Below are 17,674 nucleotides of genomic sequence, written 5' to 3' on the forward strand. Positions count from 1 at the left end.
GGGGCCTGGGGCCTGGGGCCTGGGGCCTGGGGTCTGGGGCCTGGGGTCTGGCTCAGCGCTTGAGCGTGAAGGTGAAGTCGCCGGTGAGCTTGGTGCTCAGCCGGACCGCCGAAACGAGTTTGCCCTCCGCGACCAGCCTCTCGACCTCGGCCCGCGGAAGACCGCAACCTTCAGCGATCAGTCGCACCGGCCGGACGGGAATCCGCGCCGCGAAGCGGACCGAGACGTCGATGACCTCGCGGTCCAGGTGATCCGATCCGCCGGTGTCGAGGCGCCAGGCGTTGTCCCAGTCGAGGGCGATGCGATTGCGGCGCCGTACGACCGGATCCTGGAGCAACTCGGCCGTCAGGCCGAGGTCGTTGTCATGCAGCCGGTCCAGCAGCTCAGGTCGTACGGAGCGCACATTCCTCCGCTCCAGGACCGTGAGCTTCGCCGTTTCCCCGCAAGCGGTACAGAGCACGAGGAGCCAGGCGTCGATGAGCTTGTGGTTCGCGTTGACGCGAAACTTACCGCTCGCCCGGAAGCGCCCGGACGGGCACGCGTGACAACGGCGGAGAACGAGCGGCAGGCAGGTGGGCATGACCACCCAGTTATTGAGCACAGAAGTACACCGGTTTCAGTGAGAAATCCGCAGCAAAAAGGAGCGCGGCGCATATGCGCGACGCGCGACACATCAGCGCTTGGGAGGTCTCACACGGTGTACAACGGCACGTCCTTGCCTAGACGACTTGGTCCGGCAGGACGGTAATGGCGCGGAGCGGTGCCGCTCCACTGGTTTTTGTCGAAGCCGGTCAGAGGGGCTGGAGCCGGCGGCGCAGGAGGCAGAACTCGTTGCCTTCGGGGTCGGTCAGCACGTGCCAGTCCTCGGTGCCGGTCTGACCGACGTCGGCGGGCTTGGCGCCGAGCGCGAGCAGCCGCTCCAACTCGGCGTCCTGGTCGCGGTCGGTGGCGTTGACGTCGATGTGCAGCCGGAGCTTCTCGGGCCGAGGGTCGCTGGTGGGGCTGAGGACGAGGGTGGGCTGGAGGCCGCCGAAGCCGACGTCGGGCGGCCCGATCTCGATGCTTCCGTCGTCCTCCCGGCTGAGTTCGACGTAGCCGAGGACCTCGCTCCAGAACGCGGCGAGCCGCTCGGGGTCGACGCAGTCGAGGATCAGCTCACTGATGCGACATGCCATGCCGTCAGTCTACGGAGACGACCGGAAAAATCACTGCGGTTGTGGAGCCACCGGAAGGCGGCTCCACAACCGCGGCCGGGCGGGCGGTTACTGGTGGGCGCTGATCACACCGCCGGCGCTGAGCACGATGTACACCCCGTTGGCATCGAGCCCGGCGTCGTGCCCGTTCGCCTCCATCGTGCCCATGACGTCACCGTGGCCGATGATCTCCGCACGGTACTGGGCCTCGCCGACCTTCGTGACCTTGGCCGTCCAACCGCCCGCGAGCTTGAAGGTGCCCGGCCCCTGGTGTTCGCCGCCCATCCAGGACTGGACCTCGCCGCCCGCCGTGAGCACGACGTACATGCCGTTGGCGTCGAGCCCGGCGTCGCGTCCGTTCGCTTCGAACGTGGCCAGGACGTCACCGTCGTTGACGATCTTGAGGCGGTAGTGCAGGTCGCCGAGCTTGTAGATCTTGGCCGTGCTGCCGTCCACCAGGGTCTCGGTGCGAACCGAGGATGCCGCCTTGTCCGCAGCGCCCGCCTTGGTGTCGACCTTGGCATCGGAGCCCTTCCCTCCGGTAGAGGAGTCCGCGCTGCTGGACCCGGCGGAGGCCGCGGGCTTCGAGTCGGCGGTGTCCGAGCCGGAGCAGGCGGTCAGGGTCAGGCCGGCGGCCGCGATCAGGGCCGCGGCGGCAACGCGCAGGGTGCGGCGACGAACGGTGCGGACAGTGGTGCCAGAGCTCATTTCGGGTTCCCCCAGGGGCGGTTGGTGTGGTGGTCTGCTCGGTGCGTCACCCACTCTGGTCGGGCCCGCTACCGCAAGGCTGCCGCCCCGCTAACGGCCGGCTAACACGGGTGTGAGCAGGGGGGGACGCGACACGGTCACCCGACCGCATCGGCGTCGTCGGGGGCCGCCGGTTCGGGGAGGCCGGGCAGGAGCAGGCACAGCGGGACGGCGACGGCGGTGAGGGCCACCGACCACCAGAAGGCGGTGCCGAAGCCGTCGGCCAGGGCGCCCGGGGTGTGGGCGCCACCGGTGCTGTGCTGGAGGATGACGGCGAGGACGGCGATGCCCACGGCGCCGCCGAGCTGCTGGGCGATGCGGGTGATGATGCTGGCGTCGGGGATCTCCCCGTGCTCAAGACCGACGTACGCGGCGCCCATGGGCGCGATCATGGCGGCGCCCAAGGCGATGCCGCGGACGAACAACGCGGCCATGAGCAGGACCTCGCTGGTCTCGGCGGTGACGAAGGCGAACGGCACGGTGGACGCGGCGACGAAAGCGAACGCCGCGAAGGCGACCCCGCGGGGGCCGATGCGATCGGTGTACGCGCCGGCCAGGCCGCGGGCGAGGAGCGCACCGACACCCTGCGGGATGAGCAACAGCCCGGCGCCGAGGGCGTCCTCGCCGCGGACCTGCTGAAAGTACAGCGGCAGCAGCATCATCGACCCGTACAGGGAGATGCCGCCCAGGAGGAGCAGGGTGGAGGAGGAGGCCACCGCGCGGTGGCGGAACAGCCGCACATTGACCAGGGCGCCGGTGGTGCGGGTCAGCGCCCGGGCGGCGAAGCCCCCGACCAGGACGAGTCCGCCGAGCAGCGGGACGAGGACCTTGGCGTCGGCGAAGCCCGCGCTGCCCTCGACCTGGGAGAGGCCGTAGACGAGGGCGGCGAAGCCCGGGCAGAGCAGGAGCAGGCCGACGACGTCCAGGCGGGCGCGGGGGCGGTCGGGCGCGGGCCGGTCGTCGGGCAGATTGCGCCGGGCGAGCCAGCCGCCGACGACGCAGAAGGGGATGTTGACGAAGAACAGCCAGCGCCAGTCGGCCAGATGCAGGATGAGGCCGCCCAGGACCGGGCCGAGGATCGGGCCGAGTGCGGTGGGCACGGTGATGATGGCCATGACCTTGCCGATGTTGCGGCCCCGGGCGGCCTGCATGAGCAGCGTGGCCATGAGCGGCATCATGATGCCGCCCGCGACGCCCTGGACGATACGGAAGGCGATGAGGCCGGTCGCGTCCCACGCCAGCGCGCTCAGGATCGAGCCGAGCAGGAACCCGCCCAGGGCCGCGATCCACAGATGCCGGCCGCCGAGCCGTGACTGGGCCCATCCGGCGAGTGGGATGGTGACGAACACCGCCAGCAGATAGCCGGTGCTCACCCACTGGATGGTGGACAGCGGGGCGTCGAGTTCCTTCGCCAGGTCGTTGAGCGCGACGCTGACGATGGTGGTGTCGAAGACGACGGCGAGGGCGCCCACGATGAGGGTGATCGCCATGCGCCACACGGCGGGGTCCACACGGTCGGGATCCGCACGATCGGGGTCCACACGGTCGGGGTCCACGTGGTCAGGATCGGGGTCCACATGATCGGGGTCGGCCGCCGCGGATGTGGGGTCGGACCGGTGGGGAGTGCTCATGAGGCAGCCAGCCTTAAGATATAGAGTTCTATCTTACGGCGGCCACAGTAAGGCGGTAGGATAAGAAAGGCAAGTCTATCTAAGGGAGAGGCGCATGCCCGAGCGACGCCGCGGAGCGGCACTGGAGAAGGCGCTCCTCGACGCGGCCTGGGAAGAACTCACGGACACCGGCTACGCCAGGTTCACCATGGACGCCGTCGTCAAGCGCGCGGGCACCAGTCCGCCCGTTCTCTATCGCCGCTGGTCCAACCGCGACGACCTCGTCCGGGCAGCCATCGTCCACACCCTGAAGGAGTCCCGCCTCGACGTTCCCGACACGGGAAGCCTGCGGGAGGACATCCTCACCCTCATGCGGGAGATCAACTCCACCCGCGTCCAGTTCATCACCATCATGAGCATGCGCCTGGCCGACTACCACCAGGCGACCGGAAACAACCCCGGCGACCTGCGCGACCCCCTCGTGACGGGACGCGCGGAAGCCCTCGACGCACTCTTCGACCGCGCCGTCGACCGTGGCGAGATCAAAGGGGAACTCCTCACCGAACGCATCAAGTCGCTCCCCTTCGACCTGCTGCGCCATGAAATCCTCACGACCTTCGCCCCCGTGCCCGACCACACCCTCGAAGAGATCGTGGACACGGTCTTCCTCCCCCTGGTGCGCTGACCACTCGTGCGCTGACTGCTGGTGTGCTGACCACTCGCGCGCTAACTGCTGGTGCGCGGGTACGCAAGTGACCGCGAACGCCGCCGCGACGCGCGACCGGCCCGCCGACTCCGAACGGCCGTCGGCAATTCGGCCGCCCTAGCCGCCGCCCCCGGGGTTCCGGAGGCGGCGGCTGGACCGCCCAGAACCCGCCGCCCCGGCCGACCGCCGCCCCAGCCCACCCCCACCACCACGAGAGACGCAGGTCACATTCGGCCCTGTCACATCTCTCCGAGCCGTTCCGTCAGGGAGGTGTAACGACGGCAACCGCATAGGAGAGCCCATCATGGACGCTCGCTTGAACCTCTTCGGCACCTCGCTCTTCGGCACGTTCCTGAAGCACCTCAACTCGGCGGGCAAGGTGATCAGCGACTCGGTGCTGCCGCCCGCGACGCAGGAGTTGGTGAAGATCCGCGCCAGCCAGATCAACGGCTGCGGCTTCTGCACCGACATGCACACCAAGGAAGCCGCGAAGGCCGGGGAGACATCGACGCGCCTCAACCTCATCGCGGTCTGGCGAGAGGCCACGGTGTTCACCGACGCCGAGCGCGCCGCCCTGGAACTGGCGGAGCAGGGCACCCGCATCGCCGACGCGGCCGGTGGCGTCACGGACGAGGCGTGGGCGAACGCCGCCAAGTACTACGACGAGGAGCAGCTCGCCGCTCTGGTGTCGCTCATCGCCGTCATCAACACCTACAACCGGCTGAACGTCATCATCCAGCAGCCCGCAGGCGACTACCAGCCCGGCCAGTTCGGGTGAGCCCCGGCGCCTTCCCGTAAGGCGCCGGCGAGAATCCGTGGAGGGTCGGCCCGGTGTCGGAATCACGGGAACCAGTGGTGTCCGACACCGGGCCGGCCGTCCGATCCCCCGCTCCCCGTGCCGTCCCCTACCCGCATGCGTTCGCCTCGCCCCGTGGCCGCTTCGGATCCATCGACGCGGGGCGCCCGGGCCCCGAGTTGCGGGCCCCCACGCGGGGGGTGACCGTGGGCATAAGGGGGACGTGAGGGGCTCGGGGGACGTGGGGGCTCCGGGGACTGTGAGGGGCTTGGGGGACTTGTGGGGCGGGTGAACATCCCGGGGAGCACACTGACCGCGCACAGGAGCGGAGAAAGGCAATGACGAACGGACCTGGGCCCGTGGGGCCCATGGGTAAGGGGCCGAACGGGGAGCGGCCGCAGCGGCGGGCCGGTATGCCGCTGGGGGCGCAGCAGACCGAGTACACCGGGCGGTATGTGGTCCTGCTCGATCAGCAGGAACCCGACCGCGGTATGGAGGCGCTGCGCTCGTCGGTGGGGATCTCGTCCGTGGAGCGCGTCCGCGGGGCCGAGCCCGGTGCCGCGGAGCTGCTGGGGCGCGCCGATGTGTCGGTGGTCTTCGACGAACTCGGTGTCGCCGTCGTCGATGTGCAGCCGGACCAGCGCCATGCGCTGGTCACCACGGCGGAGGCGGAGCCGACGATCATCGCGACGGAGCCGGAGCGCGTGGTGTACGCGTCGGTGATCACGGAGCCGCAGCGCACGCTGACCGGCTTCTTCCCGACGTACCGCAGCGACGATGACGAGGTGTCCCGGCACACCCGGGCCGAGCTCGCCACCTCGCTGGGACCGGCGTGGGACGAGCAGAACACCACCTGGGGAGTCCAGGGGATCCGCGCCAACTGGTCGCATCTGACGGGCAGCGGGGTGAAGGTCGCCGTGCTGGACACCGGGGTGGACACCGACCACCCGGATCTGACCGGATGTGTCGAGGCGACGGCCTCCTTCGTGTCCGGGGCGAGTGTCGAGGACGGCCATGGCCACGGAACCCACTGCGTCGGCACCGTGGCCGGTCCGGCCACGCCCGGGCACGCGCCGCGCTACGGCGTGGCCGGTGAGGCCCGGGTGCTGGTCGGCAAGGTACTCAGCGACCAGGGCGTGGGCTCCGACGGTGAGATCCTGGCGGGGATGGCCTGGGCGGTCGCCCAGGGCGCCCGGGTGGTCTCCATGTCGCTCGGGGCTCCGGTGGAGCCGGGCGAGCTGTTCCCGCAGACGTACGAGAACGTGGCGCGGCGCGCGCTGCGGCGCGGCACCGTGATCGTGGCCGCGGCGGGCAACGAGAGCCGACGGCCGGGCTTCGTGGCGCCGGTGGGACGGCCCGCCAACTGCCCGTCCATCCTGGCGGTGGCGGCGCTCGGCAAGGACCTCGGGACCGCGTTCTTCTCCTGCGGCGCCATCAACGGCGCGGGCGGGGAGGTCAATATCGCCGCGCCCGGGGTCGACATCTTCTCGGCCGCGCCCGGCGGCACGTACCAGACGATGAGCGGCACCAGCATGGCGACGCCGCATGCCGCCGGTGTGGCCACGCTGCTGGCCCAGGCGCATCCGGACGCCTCGGCGGCCGACCTGAGCAGCCGTCTGCTGTCCGGCGCCCATCCGCTGGCGCAACCGGCCGCGGACATCGGCGCGGGTCTGCTCCAGGCCCCGTGAGCGGGGACGCCATGGGGCGGACGGCACGGTCCGGGCCGGTCGGGGTCATCCTCTCGGTCGACCCGGACCGGTTCGCCCAGGTCGTGGAGGCCGCGCGCCGGGCCGGGCTGACGGTCACCGGTGAGCAGCCGATCCTGGGCTCGCTGTCCGGGACGATCGCGGAGGACCGGATCCCGGTACTGGAGGCGGTGGACGGCGTGGAGTCGGTGGACCGGGAGCGGATCGTCCGGCTGCCGCCGCCCGACGCACCGCTGCAGTGAGCCTCGGCTCGCGTCTCTCGGTTCGCGTCTCTCGGCTCGCGTCCCTCGGCTCGCGTCCCTCGGCTCGCGTCCCTCGGCTCGCGTCCCTCGGCTCGCGTCCCTCAGCTCTTGCCTATCGGCTCGTGCCCTTCGGCTCGTCTCCCTCGGCTCGTGCCGCGTCAGACGCGGTCGAACGGCTCGGCGTACCTGAAGAGCCCCTTGATGGTCGGCTGATAGGCGGTCAGCGTCCGGACCTGGAAGTACTCGCCCCAGGCCGGATCCGGGGGCGTGATGCCGTAATCGGCCGCCGGGCGGAAGCCGAACCGGCCGTAGTAGGCGGGACTGCCCAGCAGGGCGACCAGCGATTCGCCGAAGGCGTCCGCGGCGCCGAGCACCGCGTGGACGAGCGCGAGGCCCACGCCACGGCCCTGATGGGCGGGGTGCACGCTGAGCGGGCCGAGGCCGAGGCCGAGGGCCAGGTCGGAGCCGACATGGCCACGGGTGCATACGACGTGGCCGATCACCTCGCCGCGGTCGCCGGTGGCGACGAACGACAGCGCGGGCAACCAGCCGTCGCTGATCCGGAGCTCGTCCAGCAGCGTGGCCTCGATCGGAGGCGGGGGGCTCGAGCTGCTCAAGGGGTCCGAGGTGGTGTCCGACTTCGCGAACGCGGCCGAGGTGACGGCCCGTATGGCGTCGATGTCGGAGCGGGTCTCTCGTCGGATCAGCATCGGGTCAGGATGCGTCCGGATGCCGCACGACAGCAAACGAATTGCGCGCCCGCGCGCGGGACGGGGTCCGGGTCAGCCGTTCGCGGCGCGGGCGGTGAGGGCCCGTTCGACCTGGACGTACGTCACGCCGTGGTCGGCCAGCACATGCGCGGCGACGCCGGGCCGGGCGGTGAGGGAGAGCAGCAGATGCTCATCGCCGATGTGCTTGTCGCCGCGGGCGAGGGCGATCCGCAGCGAGCGCTCCAGCACCGACTTGGCCTCCCGGGAGAACGGGCGGCGCGCGAGACGCCTGCCGCGGCGGGGAGCGCGTGCGGGGGTGGATCCGGCGGTGGCGAGGGCGCCCACGCCATGGGACTCCTCCACCCGTGCGACGATCTCGTCCACATCGATCCCGAGCCCGGCCAGCGCCTCCGCGTCGGCGCCGGTGATGCCCCCGCGCCGACGGACCTCGGCCAGCGACCGCTCGATGGAGGCACGGCGTCCGTGCGCGCCGAGGGCGGTGAGGACCTCGGCTGCGGGGCTGTTCGTACGGCCGCTGGCCTTACGGTCACTGCCTGGGCGGTCGCTGCCTGGGCGGTCACTGCCTGGGCTGTCGCTGCCGGTACGGTCGCCGCCAGCACGGTCCAGGAGCGCGAGCAGCAGCTCGGCCTCACCGACCGTGTCGGTGCCGGTCTCCTCCGCATGGCCGACGGCGCCGCGTACCACCTCGCGGGCGTCAGCGGTGAACCTCTCGAACATCTCAACGCCTCCCGTGCTTCTTGTGGACCGCCTGTCTGCTGACGCCCAGTTCGGCGGCGATCTCCTGCCACGACCAGCCCTGCGCGCGGGCGCTGCGCACCTGCACGGACTCCAACTGCTCCAACAGCCGGCGCAGCGCGGCGACGGCACGCAGCCCGATCCGGGGGTCCCGGTCGCCCGCACGCTCGGCGAGATCCGTTGCTTCGGTCATGTTGTCAATGTAGGTTGACGCCCCACTATCCGTCAACATGAGTTGACGATTCGGCTCGTAATCGGTTCGACGCGGCGGCCGCGCCTCCGGCAGCCTCTCGTCATGGACCCCCACTACTGGCCCCTGTACGGGCTTCGCCTGCGTACGCCACGCCTGGAGCTGCGGCTTCCCGACGTCCCGCTGCTCGACGAGCTCGCCGCGGTCGCGGCGGGCGGGGTGCACGACCCGGACGAGATGCCCTTCGGCGTCCCCTGGACCGACGCGCCCCCGGAGGAGCGCGGACGCGGCACGTTCCAGCATGTGCTGCGCACCATCGCCGAATGGCGGCCGGAGCAGTGGACGCTGAGCCTCGTCGTGCTGCACGAGGGGGCGGTGATCGGGCGGCAGGACGTGTACGCGACCGAGTTCGCCGTCACGCGGGAGGCCGAGACCGGCTCCTGGCTGGGCACTGCCCACCAGGGCAAGGGCCTGGGCACGGAGATGCGGGCGGCGGTGGCGCACCTGGCGTTCGAGGGGCTGGGCGCGCTGTCGCTGACCTCGGGCGCGATGGTGGAGAACGGCCGCTCGCTGGGGGTGTCCCGGCGGCTCGGCTACCGCCCCGACGGGCTGTCCGTGCTCGCCGTAAGGGGCGAGGCCCGCACCCTTCAGCGGCTGCGGCTGGACCGCGCGGCCTGGGAGGAGCACCGCGCCACCCCGGTCGAGATCGCCGGCCTGGAACCGTGCCACGCCCTGTTCGGCGCTCCCTGACGCGCCCTGACCCGCGGTCTGACGTGTGCTGACGCGCCCTGACCTGCGGTCTGACGTGTGCTGACGTGCGCTGACGTGCGCTGACGTCCGCTGACGTGTGCTGACGTGTGCTGACGTGTGCTGCGGGTGTCCGCCGCGCGGCTGGCGCCCCCAGGCCTCGGGGTCTGGGGTGGAGCCCCAGTTGTGGGAAGGGGCGGGGAGGGGAGCAGCCCGCCGCAGGCACGGGCGTCACGGGGATTCCGACCGACCCGTCGGGGTGACCAGGCCGGACTCATAGGCGGCGATGACGAGTTGGGCGCGGTCGCGCGCGCCCAGCTTGCCCATGATGCGACTGACATGAGTCTTGGTGGTGAGCGGTGAGAGGCCGAGCGTCTGGGCGGCCTCGGCGTTGTTGAGGCCCCGGGCGACGAGGCCGAGCACCTGCCGTTCGCGCTCGGAGAGCGCGGCCAGGGCGGCGGGCGCGGGAACGCCGGGCGGCGGGGCCTCCGGCAGGCGCAGGACGCGGGCGATGAGCCGGGCGGTGGGGCCGGGCGAGAGCAGGGACTCCCCCGCCGCCACGGTCCGTATGGCGTCCAGGAGTTCGGCGGGACGGGTGTCCTTCACCAGGAAGCCGGACGCGCCCGCGCGCAGCGCCTCGACGATGTGCTCATCGGTGTCGTACGTCGTCAGCACGAGCACCTTGACCCCGGCGAGGTCCTCGTCGGCGGCGATCCGGCGGGTGGCCTCGATGCCGTCGAGGTCGGGCATCCGGATGTCCATGACCACGAGGTCGGCGCGGGCGGTGCGGGCCAGTTCTACGGCCTCGCGGCCGGTGCCCGCCTGCCCGACCACGTCCATGTCGCGGGCCGAGGAGACCAGCATGGCGAAGGCGGAACGGACCAGCGTCTGGTCGTCCGCGAGCAGCACTCTGATCGGCGCGGCGGCCCCGGGGGCGGGGTCCGGTGGCGTGGTCATGCGGTGGCCTCCCTGGGCGGTACGGCGGTCTGTCCGTCGGCGGTGCCGCTGCCGCTGCCGGTGGCGATGGAGGTGCCGGAGCCGGTACCGCTGCCGGTGGCGATGGAGGTGCCGGAGCCGGTACCGCTGTCGGTGTCGGTGTCGGTGTCGGTGCAAGTGGCGGCGCTGGTACCGCTGCCGATGCCGGAGCCGGTGGCGGCGCCCGTGGCGGTGCCGGTGCCCGTACGGCCGCCGGGCGAGCCGCCCCTCCCCCACGGCAGCGCGGCCCTGATCGTGAAGCCGGGCCCGTCCTCGCGCGGTCCGGCGGACAGCGTGCCCGCGACGCTGCGGGCCCGCTCGCGCATGCCCACAATGCCGTAGCCCGTTTCGGTGGGCGCGGTAAGGGGCGCGCCCTCGCCCCTGGGGCCGTCGTCCACGGCGGCGACGCACAGCTCCCCCTCGTCCCGTACGAGCGTGATCCGGACCCGGGTCCCGGGCGCGTGCCGAACGGCGTTGGTCAGGGCCTCCTGCACGATCCGGTACGCGGCGGCGCCCACGGCGGGCGACAGCTCGGACGCCTCCACGTCGACCGTAAGGTCCACACGGACGCCCGCAGCCTCCGCCGCCGCGGCCAGGTCGGCGAGTCCGGCGAGCCCCGGCAGCGGTCCGGTGTCCTCCTCGTCCGCGCGGTCGGCGTCGCCGCCCGCGCCGCCGCGGAGCACCTGGAGGGTGGCCCGGAGCTCGGCACGGGCGTCCCGGCAGGTGTCGGCGATCGAGTCGAGCGCCTTGGCCATCGCCTCGCGGTCCAGCCGCTCGGGGTCGGCGATCAGGACATGCGCCGCGACGGAGGTCTGGACGCCGATGAGCGTGATGCTGTGCGCGAGCAGATCGTGCAGATCGCGCGCGATGCGCAGCCGTTCCTCGGCGACCCGCCGGGCCGCCTCGTCCTCGCGGGTCCGCTCGGCGCGTTCGGCCCGCTCCAGGATCGCGGCGATGTACTTGCGGTGGATGCGCACCGCCTCGCCGATCACCACGACCGACAGCACCCAGCCGGAGGTGCGCAGCATGTCGAGACCGGCGTGCGGCTTGCCGCTCAGGGTCATCACCGACACCATGATCGAGATCACGGCGGCGACGGTGAGGAAGGACCGCAGCGGCGGGCCGATGACGGCGAGCGTGTAGACGGCGAGGAGCCCGGCCGGGACGACCGCTATATGGACGTTGTCCATGGCGTGGTACGGCCCGACCATGAACACCACCGCCACGGTGACCACCATCGGGCTGTGCCGCCGCCCGATGAGCACCGTGGCGCTGGCCGCGAGCAGCGCCCAGCCGACCGCGTCGGGGCGGTGTCCGTTCCGGTCGGGGTTGAGCAGTGCCAGGACCACCTGGAGGACCAGCACCGCACCGGCGATCCGGGCGTCCACCCGCCGCCGCCTGCGGGCCTCCCCCGGGGCCTCGGCGGGGCGGGCGCCGTGGTGCAGGGCACGCGACGCGGAGGCGATCGCGCGGTGGACGGCGGAGCGCGTCCGCGGGGTGCTCACGGGCTTCGCCATGGAGTGGGTCGTGGGAGGTACGGGCACGGGCTCCATCCTCGGGGATCCGCCTCGGGCCGAGCCATAGGGCTGTATGCGTCCTATAGGGCTGCATGCGTCCTATAGGGCTGTACGGATCCGGAGAGCGGTCATAGAGGTCATAGACCGGCCAGGGGCGGCCGTAGGGCGGTAGGCCATAGATAGGCCATAGAGCGGTACGAATGGGTTCCCGGACCGGCCGTCCCCTGTGCGGCCGGTCCGGGCTGAGGGACGGCGTCAGAGAGACGGCGTCAGCCGCCGCGTACGGCCGGTTCGGGACGGGACCCGGCGTGGGACCCGGCGGCGGGTCCGTCCTGGGCGGCCGAGCCCGGCGAGGCGGGCGTACGGCGGAAGAGGGCGCCCGGCCACCACACCCACCGCTTCAGCAGCAGGCTCGCCGACGTCACCAGGTACGTCCGCACGAGGAAGGTGTCGAGCAGCACGCCGACCGCCACCACGAACCCCATCTCGACCAGCATCACCATCGGCAGCGTGGCCAGCACCGCGAAGGTCGCCGCCAGCACCAGACCGGCCGAGGCGATCACCCCGCCCGTCGTGCGCAGCGCGGTCACCGCCGCGTCCGGGACGTCCGCCCCGCGCAGCGACTCCTCCCGCATCCGGTGCATCAGGAAGATGCCGTAGTCCACGCCGAGGGCGACCAGGAAGACGAAGGACAGCAGCGGCAGCCCCGGATCCACTCCGGCGAAGCCGAAGACCGGGTCGAAGAAGAGCCCGCCGAGCCCCATCGCCGCGCCCCACACCGCGACCACGGCGACGACGAGCACCAGCGGCGCGACGAGGCTGCGCAGCAGGGCGGCGAGAATCAGCAGCACGGCGATCAGCACCAGCGGGATGACCAGCATCCGGTCGCGGGCGTTGGTGTCCTCCAGGTCGAGCTGCTGGGCGCTGGGTCCGCCGACCAGCGCGTCGGCGCCCTCGACCCGTATCAGCTGTGCGCGCAGGGCGTGCAGCGTGGCCGTCTCCTCCGCCGACTGCGGGGCGCCGCGCGGGAAGACGTCGATCTCCGTCCAGCCGCCGCCGCTGCGCCCGGCGTCCGCCCGCGCGACCCCCTCCGTGGCGCGCGCCCGCCGCAGCACCTCGTCCGCCCCCGCGGTGCGCGCCATCACGCTGATGGGCTGGCTGCTGCTGTCCGGATAGGCCTCGGCGAGGGTCTGCGTGGCGGCCACCGACTCGGGCTTGTCGGTGAAGGTGTCCTCCTGCTTGAGGTTGCCGGGCAGATTGAGCACGCCCAGGGCGAGCACGCCCAGCAGCGCGGCACCGCCGATGAGTACGGCACCGGGCCGGCGGCGGGCCGAGCTGCCCATCGCCTCGAAGAACCCGCGCCGGGCCGCCCGCGGTTCACTGCCGTAGACGGGGATCAGCGGCCAGAACACCCGCCGCCCCAGCAGCACCAGCACCGCGGGCAGCAGCGTCACCATCGCGGCCAGCGCGCAGACCACCCCGACCGCGCCGACCGGACCCAGTCCGCTGCTGCTGTTGAGGTCGGCGGCGAGCAGACACAGCAGCCCGGCGGCCACGGTGCCGCTGGAGGCGAGCACGGCGGGGCCGCAGCCGCGCAGGGCCTCGCGCATCGCGTCGTACGGGGCGTGGTGGCGGCGCAGCTCCTCGCGGTAGCGGGACACGATCAGCAGGGCGTAGTCGGTGCCCGCGCCGAAGACCAGCACCGTCATGATCGAGGAGCTCATGCTGGTGACGATGAGGTCGAAGCCCTCCACGAGGCCGTAGACGATCGCCATCGCGGCCATGGCGGCGACGCCGACCACCCCCAGCGGCACCAGCCACAGCAGCGGGCTGCGGTAGGTGATGATCAGCAGCAGGGCGACCACCCCGGCGGTGGCGAACATCAGCGTGCCGTCGGTGGAGGCGAAGACCTCCTGCGAGTCGGCGCTGAGCGCCCCTGGGCCGCCGACCTGGACGGTCAGGCCTTCGGGGTGGGAGGCGAGCTCGGCGCGGACGTCCTTGACGGCGTCGGCCCGCTCCTTCTCGTCCGTCAGGCCGGTGAGCGCCATGGGGTACATCAGGGTCGTGCCGTCCTTGGACGGGATGGCGCGCGGCGCCGTGCCACCGACGAGGTCATGGCGCCCCGCCACCTCGGCGACCCGCCCGCCGGCCGCCTTACGGTCGGCGTCGGTCAGCCCGCCGTCGCGGTGGAAGACGAGGACGAGGTCGATGGTGTCGCCACCGGGCAGCCGCTCCTGGAGCCGGGCCACCTGGGTGGAGTCGGCGCCCGCCGGGAGGTAGTCGACGGCCGTGTCCCGCTTGGCGCCCTCGAGCTTGCCCGCGAAGGGGACGGCGACGAGGAGCAGCAGCACCCAGCCCGCGATGACCGCCCAGGGCAGTGTGCGCCGCCGCTTGCCGCCGGCCGCGGCGGGCTGCGCCCCGGCCGCGCCGGGCGGCGACGCGTCCGGTTGGTGGGGATCGCTCGGGATCCCTGACGATGTCGTCTGCATGCCCCCAGGCTTCCGGCGCGGGGACGCCGATACGTCGCGCCGACGACGGACATGGCGGCTACTACGCCGGGGGCGGGACCGGGGCGATTACTCCCTGGGGAGTACGGAGGCGGGACTTCCCCTTCTGGCCCCTTGGGTCTTCCGGCCGGTTCTGGCCCCTTGGGTCTTCCGGTCGAGGGCACTCCCCAGCGGTAGCTGGGGGAGAACCGAGCTCTGAACCGAGTCCTGGATCAAAAGGCCGCCCTTGTGGCGGCGAGCAGGCGGGCCGTGTCGTCCGGGCAGATCATCAGGGCCCGGCCGACCGTTTCCAGGACCGCGCGCTCGGCCGGCCGGTACGGGCCGTCGGCCACGGCGATCCGGGCGCCCTGGAGGAGGATGGCCTCCCGGCCGGTGGGGGCCAGATGCGGGGCCAGCGGCTCCAGGGCCTCGTGCAGCTCGATGGCGAGCGCCGTACCGCACGGGTCCAGGCCGTCGCGCTCGCCGCACGCGCCCGGGAGCCGCCCGGTGTCGGCCGCGAGGGCCTCGATGAGCGCGAGCAGCTGCTCCTCGCTGCAGTCGGCGAATCCGGCGGCGCGCACCGCGCCGACCGCGACCTGCCGGACCGCCGTCGCCTCGGTGCCGCCCGCGGCGAGGACCGCGAGGGCCACGGTGTGCACCGCGTCCCGCAGCATGGCGGAGAAGCGGGTCGTGGTGGGGTGGTCCAGCACCTCCGTGCCGTAGCGGCTGCCGCAGGCCGCGCATTCCACGATGGGCGCGACCGGTCCGCGCGGCATTACCGGCAGGCCGAGCACCACGATGCGGCGGCGGCCGGTACGGCGGCGGTAGTTGCGGTCACCGCCGCACTCGGGGCAGAAGAACTCACCATCGCCGACGGTCCGCCACAGAGTGCGTACGCCTACCACACACAGGTCCCGGTCACGGCGGGCTCGCCGGTGCACCACGTCACACCTCCATAACGCTTCGGCCACGTTGCCGCGTTGACGTGATGCTAGCCACATCCATGATGTGACGTCAGTACCCCGAACGGAGACAACAGGCCAAACCCGAGGCCCCGCCCACCTCGCGGGGTGAACGGGGCCCATATGGGTGACCAGGTCAACGGGGTGATGAACCCGTCCGATCAGACTGCTGAAAGATCACCTACGCACCTGAAGGAATCCGAAGGATTCCGAAAGGATCACCGGCGAGCCCGGTTCACCGCCGAGACGACGGCCTTCAGGGAGGCGCGCACGATGTTGGCGTCGATCCCGACACCCCACAGCACCTGCCCGTCGATCGCGCACTCGATGTACGCGGCGGCCTGGGACGCGGCGCCCTCGCTCAGGGTGTGCTCGGAGTAGTCCAGCAGCCGTACGTCCACGTCGATCGCGGCCAGGGCGTCGAAGAAGGCCGCCAGCGGGCCATTGCCGGTGCCGTTCAGCACCGTCTCGGCGCCGTCCACGACCGCCTCGACGGTGAGCGCGTCGGTGCCCTCGGTGGTGGTGGAGGTCTGCGCGCTGCGCAGCGAGATCCGGCCCCACCGGTTGTTCTCGGTCGGCAGGTACTCGTCCTGGAAGGCCGCCCAGATCTGGGCCGGGGTGACCTCGCCGCCCTCGGCGTCGGTCTTGGCCTGAATCGTCTTGGAGAACTCGATCTGCATCCTGCGCGGCAGGTCCAGGTTGTGGTCGTTCTTCAGGACATAGGCGATGCCGCCCTTGCCGGACTGGGAGTTCACCCGGATCACGGCCTCATACGAGCGGCCGACGTCCTTGGGGTCGATGGGCAGGTACGGGACCGCCCACTCGATCTCGTCCACCGTCTTGCCCTGCTCGGCCGCGCTCGCCTCCAGCGCCTCGAACCCCTTCTTGATGGCGTCCTGGTGGGAACCGGAGAAGGCGGTGTAGACCAGATCGCCCGCGTAGGGGTGGCGCGGGTGGATCTCCATCTGGTTGCAGTACTCGGCGGTGCGGCGGATCTCGTCGATCTGCGAGAAGTCGATCTGCGGGTCCACGCCCTGGGAGAACAGGTTCATGCCCAGCGTCACCAGGTCGACGTTGCCGGTGCGCTCGCCCTGCCCGAACAGGCAGCCCTCGATGCGGTCCGCCCCGGCCATGATCGCCAGCTCGGCGGCGGCGACGGCGGTGCCGCGGTCGTTGTGCGGATGCACCGACAGGCAGATGTGCTCGCGCCGGGACAGGTGGCGCGACATCCACTCGAAGCGGTCCGCGTGGGTGGACGGGGTCGAGCGCTCGACGGTGGCCGGCAGATTCAGGATGATCTCGCGGCCCTCCTCGGGCTGCCAGACGTCCATCACGCCCTCGCAGACCTCCAGCGCGAAGTCCAGCTCGGTGTCGGTGAAGATCTCCGGGCTGTACTGGTAGCCGAAGACCGTGTCATCGCCGAGGATCTTGTCGGCGTACTCCACCACCAGCCGGGTGCCGTCCACCGCGATCTGCTTGACCTGCTCCCGGGTGCCGCGGAAGACGACCCGGCGGAAGGTGGGGGCGGTGGCGTTGTACAGGTGCACGGTGGCCTTGTGCGCCCCGCGCAGCGACTCGACGGTGCGCTCGATCAGCTCCTCGCGCGCCTGGGTGAGGACGGAGATCGTCACGTCCTCCGGGATCGCGCCCTCCTCGATGATCGACCGTACGAAGTCGAAGTCGGTCTGGCCGGAGGAGGGGAAGCCGACCTCGATCTCCTTGTAGCCCATGCGCACCAGCAGGTCGAACATCTCGCGCTTGCGGGCCGGGGACATCGGGTCGATCAGCGCCTGGTTGCCGTCCCGCAGATCGGTGGACAGCCAGCGCGGGGCGACGGTGATGCGGTTGTCCGGCCAGGTGCGGTCCGGGATGTCGACGGCCTCGTACGGGCCGTACTTGTGGATCGGCATCCCCGAGGGGCGCTGGGTGACGGTGGCGGCGGTGATGGGGGTGGGACGGCCGACGGCCTCACCGGAGATCTCGGAGGTCTCGGAGGTCTGGCCGGGCGTGTCGGAGTGAGTCATGGTGCGCGGGGCTCCTTGGATGGTCCGCTGTCCGCTGGACGGATCCGCTGTCGCGGAGGTCCTGGGGCGACCGACGGGGCGTGATCAGAGCAACGCCGAACTCCGCGGGGAGGGGGTCGGCCGTTCGACTACAGGCCCTCGCCGCGGCAGCTAAGAAGAAGCAGCCCGAAACGCATGATGCAGAGCAGCCTAACCGAGACGGGCGGGCGGGGCGGACCCGTATCACTATGCGGACCGATACATGCGCTTCGGAGGAATACACATCTTCCACTCGATTTCAGCAATCATGACCGCAAGGCGTGACACG

General features: G+C 71.7%; 17 protein-coding genes. 5 read left to right on the forward strand and 12 right to left on the reverse strand.

The features are described from left to right. Window positions 1-52: 52 nt before the first annotated feature. The 4 genes from IEJ02_RS03895 to IEJ02_RS03910 all read right to left on the reverse strand — a co-directional run bounded on the left by IEJ02_RS03895 (window position 53) and on the right by IEJ02_RS03910 (window position 3,430). Window positions 53-601, reverse strand: a complete 549-nt coding sequence (locus IEJ02_RS03895) for a DUF1062 domain-containing protein (protein ID WP_191063365.1) — start codon at window positions 599-601, stop codon at window positions 53-55. A 190-nt stretch (window positions 602-791) separates the two neighbouring features. Beyond that, window positions 792-1,175, reverse strand: a complete 384-nt coding sequence (locus IEJ02_RS03900; RefSeq protein ID WP_191063366.1) for a VOC family protein — start codon at window positions 1,173-1,175, stop codon at window positions 792-794. A gap of 87 nt (window positions 1,176-1,262) precedes the next feature. Beyond that, window positions 1,263-1,901 (reverse strand): hypothetical protein, encoded by a 639-nt coding sequence (locus IEJ02_RS03905; protein WP_191063367.1) that lies wholly within the window; start codon window positions 1,899-1,901, stop codon window positions 1,263-1,265. A gap of 137 nt (window positions 1,902-2,038) precedes the next feature. Continuing rightward, window positions 2,039-3,430: an MDR family MFS transporter gene (locus IEJ02_RS03910; protein ID WP_191063471.1), complete on the reverse strand. Its 1,392-nt coding sequence runs from the start codon at window positions 3,428-3,430 to the stop codon at window positions 2,039-2,041. Window positions 3,431-3,665: 235 nt separating this feature from the next. Here IEJ02_RS03910 and IEJ02_RS03915 point away from each other — a divergent pair, with 235 nt between their 5' ends. The 4 genes from IEJ02_RS03915 (at window position 3,666) to IEJ02_RS03930 (ending at window position 7,000) form a co-directional block, all read left to right on the forward strand. Continuing rightward, a complete protein-coding gene (locus IEJ02_RS03915; RefSeq protein WP_191063368.1) occupies window positions 3,666-4,235 on the forward strand; it encodes a TetR/AcrR family transcriptional regulator in 570 nt (189 codons plus the stop codon). Between the two features lie 325 nt (window positions 4,236-4,560). After that, a complete protein-coding gene (locus IEJ02_RS03920) occupies window positions 4,561-5,034 on the forward strand; it encodes a carboxymuconolactone decarboxylase family protein (protein WP_191063369.1) in 474 nt (157 codons plus the stop codon). Between the two features lie 356 nt (window positions 5,035-5,390). Continuing rightward, window positions 5,391-6,740 carry a S8 family peptidase gene (locus tag IEJ02_RS03925; protein ID WP_191063370.1) on the forward strand — a complete coding sequence of 450 codons (1,350 nt, stop codon included), beginning with the start codon at window positions 5,391-5,393 and terminating at the stop codon, window positions 6,738-6,740. Next, a complete protein-coding gene (locus IEJ02_RS03930) occupies window positions 6,737-7,000 on the forward strand; it encodes a hypothetical protein (protein ID WP_275558325.1) in 264 nt (87 codons plus the stop codon). Before IEJ02_RS03925 ends, IEJ02_RS03930 begins: the two co-directional genes overlap by 4 nt. Before the next feature lie 158 nt (window positions 7,001-7,158). Here the strand turns inward: IEJ02_RS03930 and IEJ02_RS03935 are convergent, their stop codons facing one another. From IEJ02_RS03935 to IEJ02_RS03945, 3 genes are all read right to left on the reverse strand, one after another. Beyond that, entirely contained in the window at window positions 7,159-7,710 is a 552-nt protein-coding gene (locus IEJ02_RS03935) for a GNAT family N-acetyltransferase (protein ID WP_191063371.1), read from the reverse strand. A 72-nt stretch (window positions 7,711-7,782) separates the two neighbouring features. Beyond that, window positions 7,783-8,448 (reverse strand): Clp protease N-terminal domain-containing protein, encoded by a 666-nt coding sequence (locus IEJ02_RS03940; protein ID WP_191063372.1) that lies wholly within the window; start codon window positions 8,446-8,448, stop codon window positions 7,783-7,785. Window position 8,449: 1 nt separating this feature from the next. Beyond that, complete coding sequence (locus tag IEJ02_RS03945; RefSeq protein WP_137977916.1) at window positions 8,450-8,659, reverse strand: helix-turn-helix domain-containing protein; 210 nt, start codon at window positions 8,657-8,659, stop codon at window positions 8,450-8,452. A 102-nt stretch (window positions 8,660-8,761) separates the two neighbouring features. On the opposite strand from IEJ02_RS03945, the gene IEJ02_RS03950 reads away from it, so the two are divergent. Further along, complete coding sequence (locus IEJ02_RS03950) at window positions 8,762-9,406, forward strand: GNAT family N-acetyltransferase (protein WP_191063373.1); 645 nt, start codon at window positions 8,762-8,764, stop codon at window positions 9,404-9,406. 228 nt (window positions 9,407-9,634) lie between these two features. On the opposite strand, the gene IEJ02_RS03955 is transcribed toward IEJ02_RS03950, so the two are convergent. The 5 genes from IEJ02_RS03955 to leuA form a co-directional block, all read right to left on the reverse strand. After that, window positions 9,635-10,360 (reverse strand): response regulator transcription factor, encoded by a 726-nt coding sequence (locus IEJ02_RS03955; RefSeq protein WP_191063374.1) that lies wholly within the window; start codon window positions 10,358-10,360, stop codon window positions 9,635-9,637. Continuing rightward, window positions 10,357-11,895, reverse strand: a complete 1,539-nt coding sequence (locus IEJ02_RS03960; RefSeq protein WP_223863308.1) for a sensor histidine kinase — start codon at window positions 11,893-11,895, stop codon at window positions 10,357-10,359. The genes IEJ02_RS03955 and IEJ02_RS03960 overlap by 4 nt, the downstream gene beginning before the upstream one ends. A 269-nt stretch (window positions 11,896-12,164) precedes the next feature. Continuing rightward, window positions 12,165-14,384, reverse strand: a complete 2,220-nt coding sequence (locus IEJ02_RS03965; protein ID WP_223863309.1) for an MMPL family transporter — start codon at window positions 14,382-14,384, stop codon at window positions 12,165-12,167. Between the two features lie 230 nt (window positions 14,385-14,614). After that, the gene (locus tag IEJ02_RS03970) at window positions 14,615-15,325 is read right to left on the reverse strand and encodes a TerB family tellurite resistance protein (RefSeq protein ID WP_137977917.1); all 711 of its coding nucleotides are present in this window, start codon (window positions 15,323-15,325) and stop codon (window positions 14,615-14,617) included. Between the two features lie 236 nt (window positions 15,326-15,561). Continuing rightward, window positions 15,562-17,367 carry a 2-isopropylmalate synthase gene (gene leuA / locus IEJ02_RS03975; protein ID WP_191063375.1) on the reverse strand — a complete coding sequence of 602 codons (1,806 nt, stop codon included), beginning with the start codon at window positions 17,365-17,367 and terminating at the stop codon, window positions 15,562-15,564. Window positions 17,368-17,674 lie beyond the last annotated feature (307 nt).

This window comes from Streptomyces sp. 5-10 (genome assembly GCF_014712245.1).
GTDB classification, from domain to species: domain Bacteria; phylum Actinomycetota; class Actinomycetes; order Streptomycetales; family Streptomycetaceae; genus Streptomyces; species Streptomyces violaceusniger.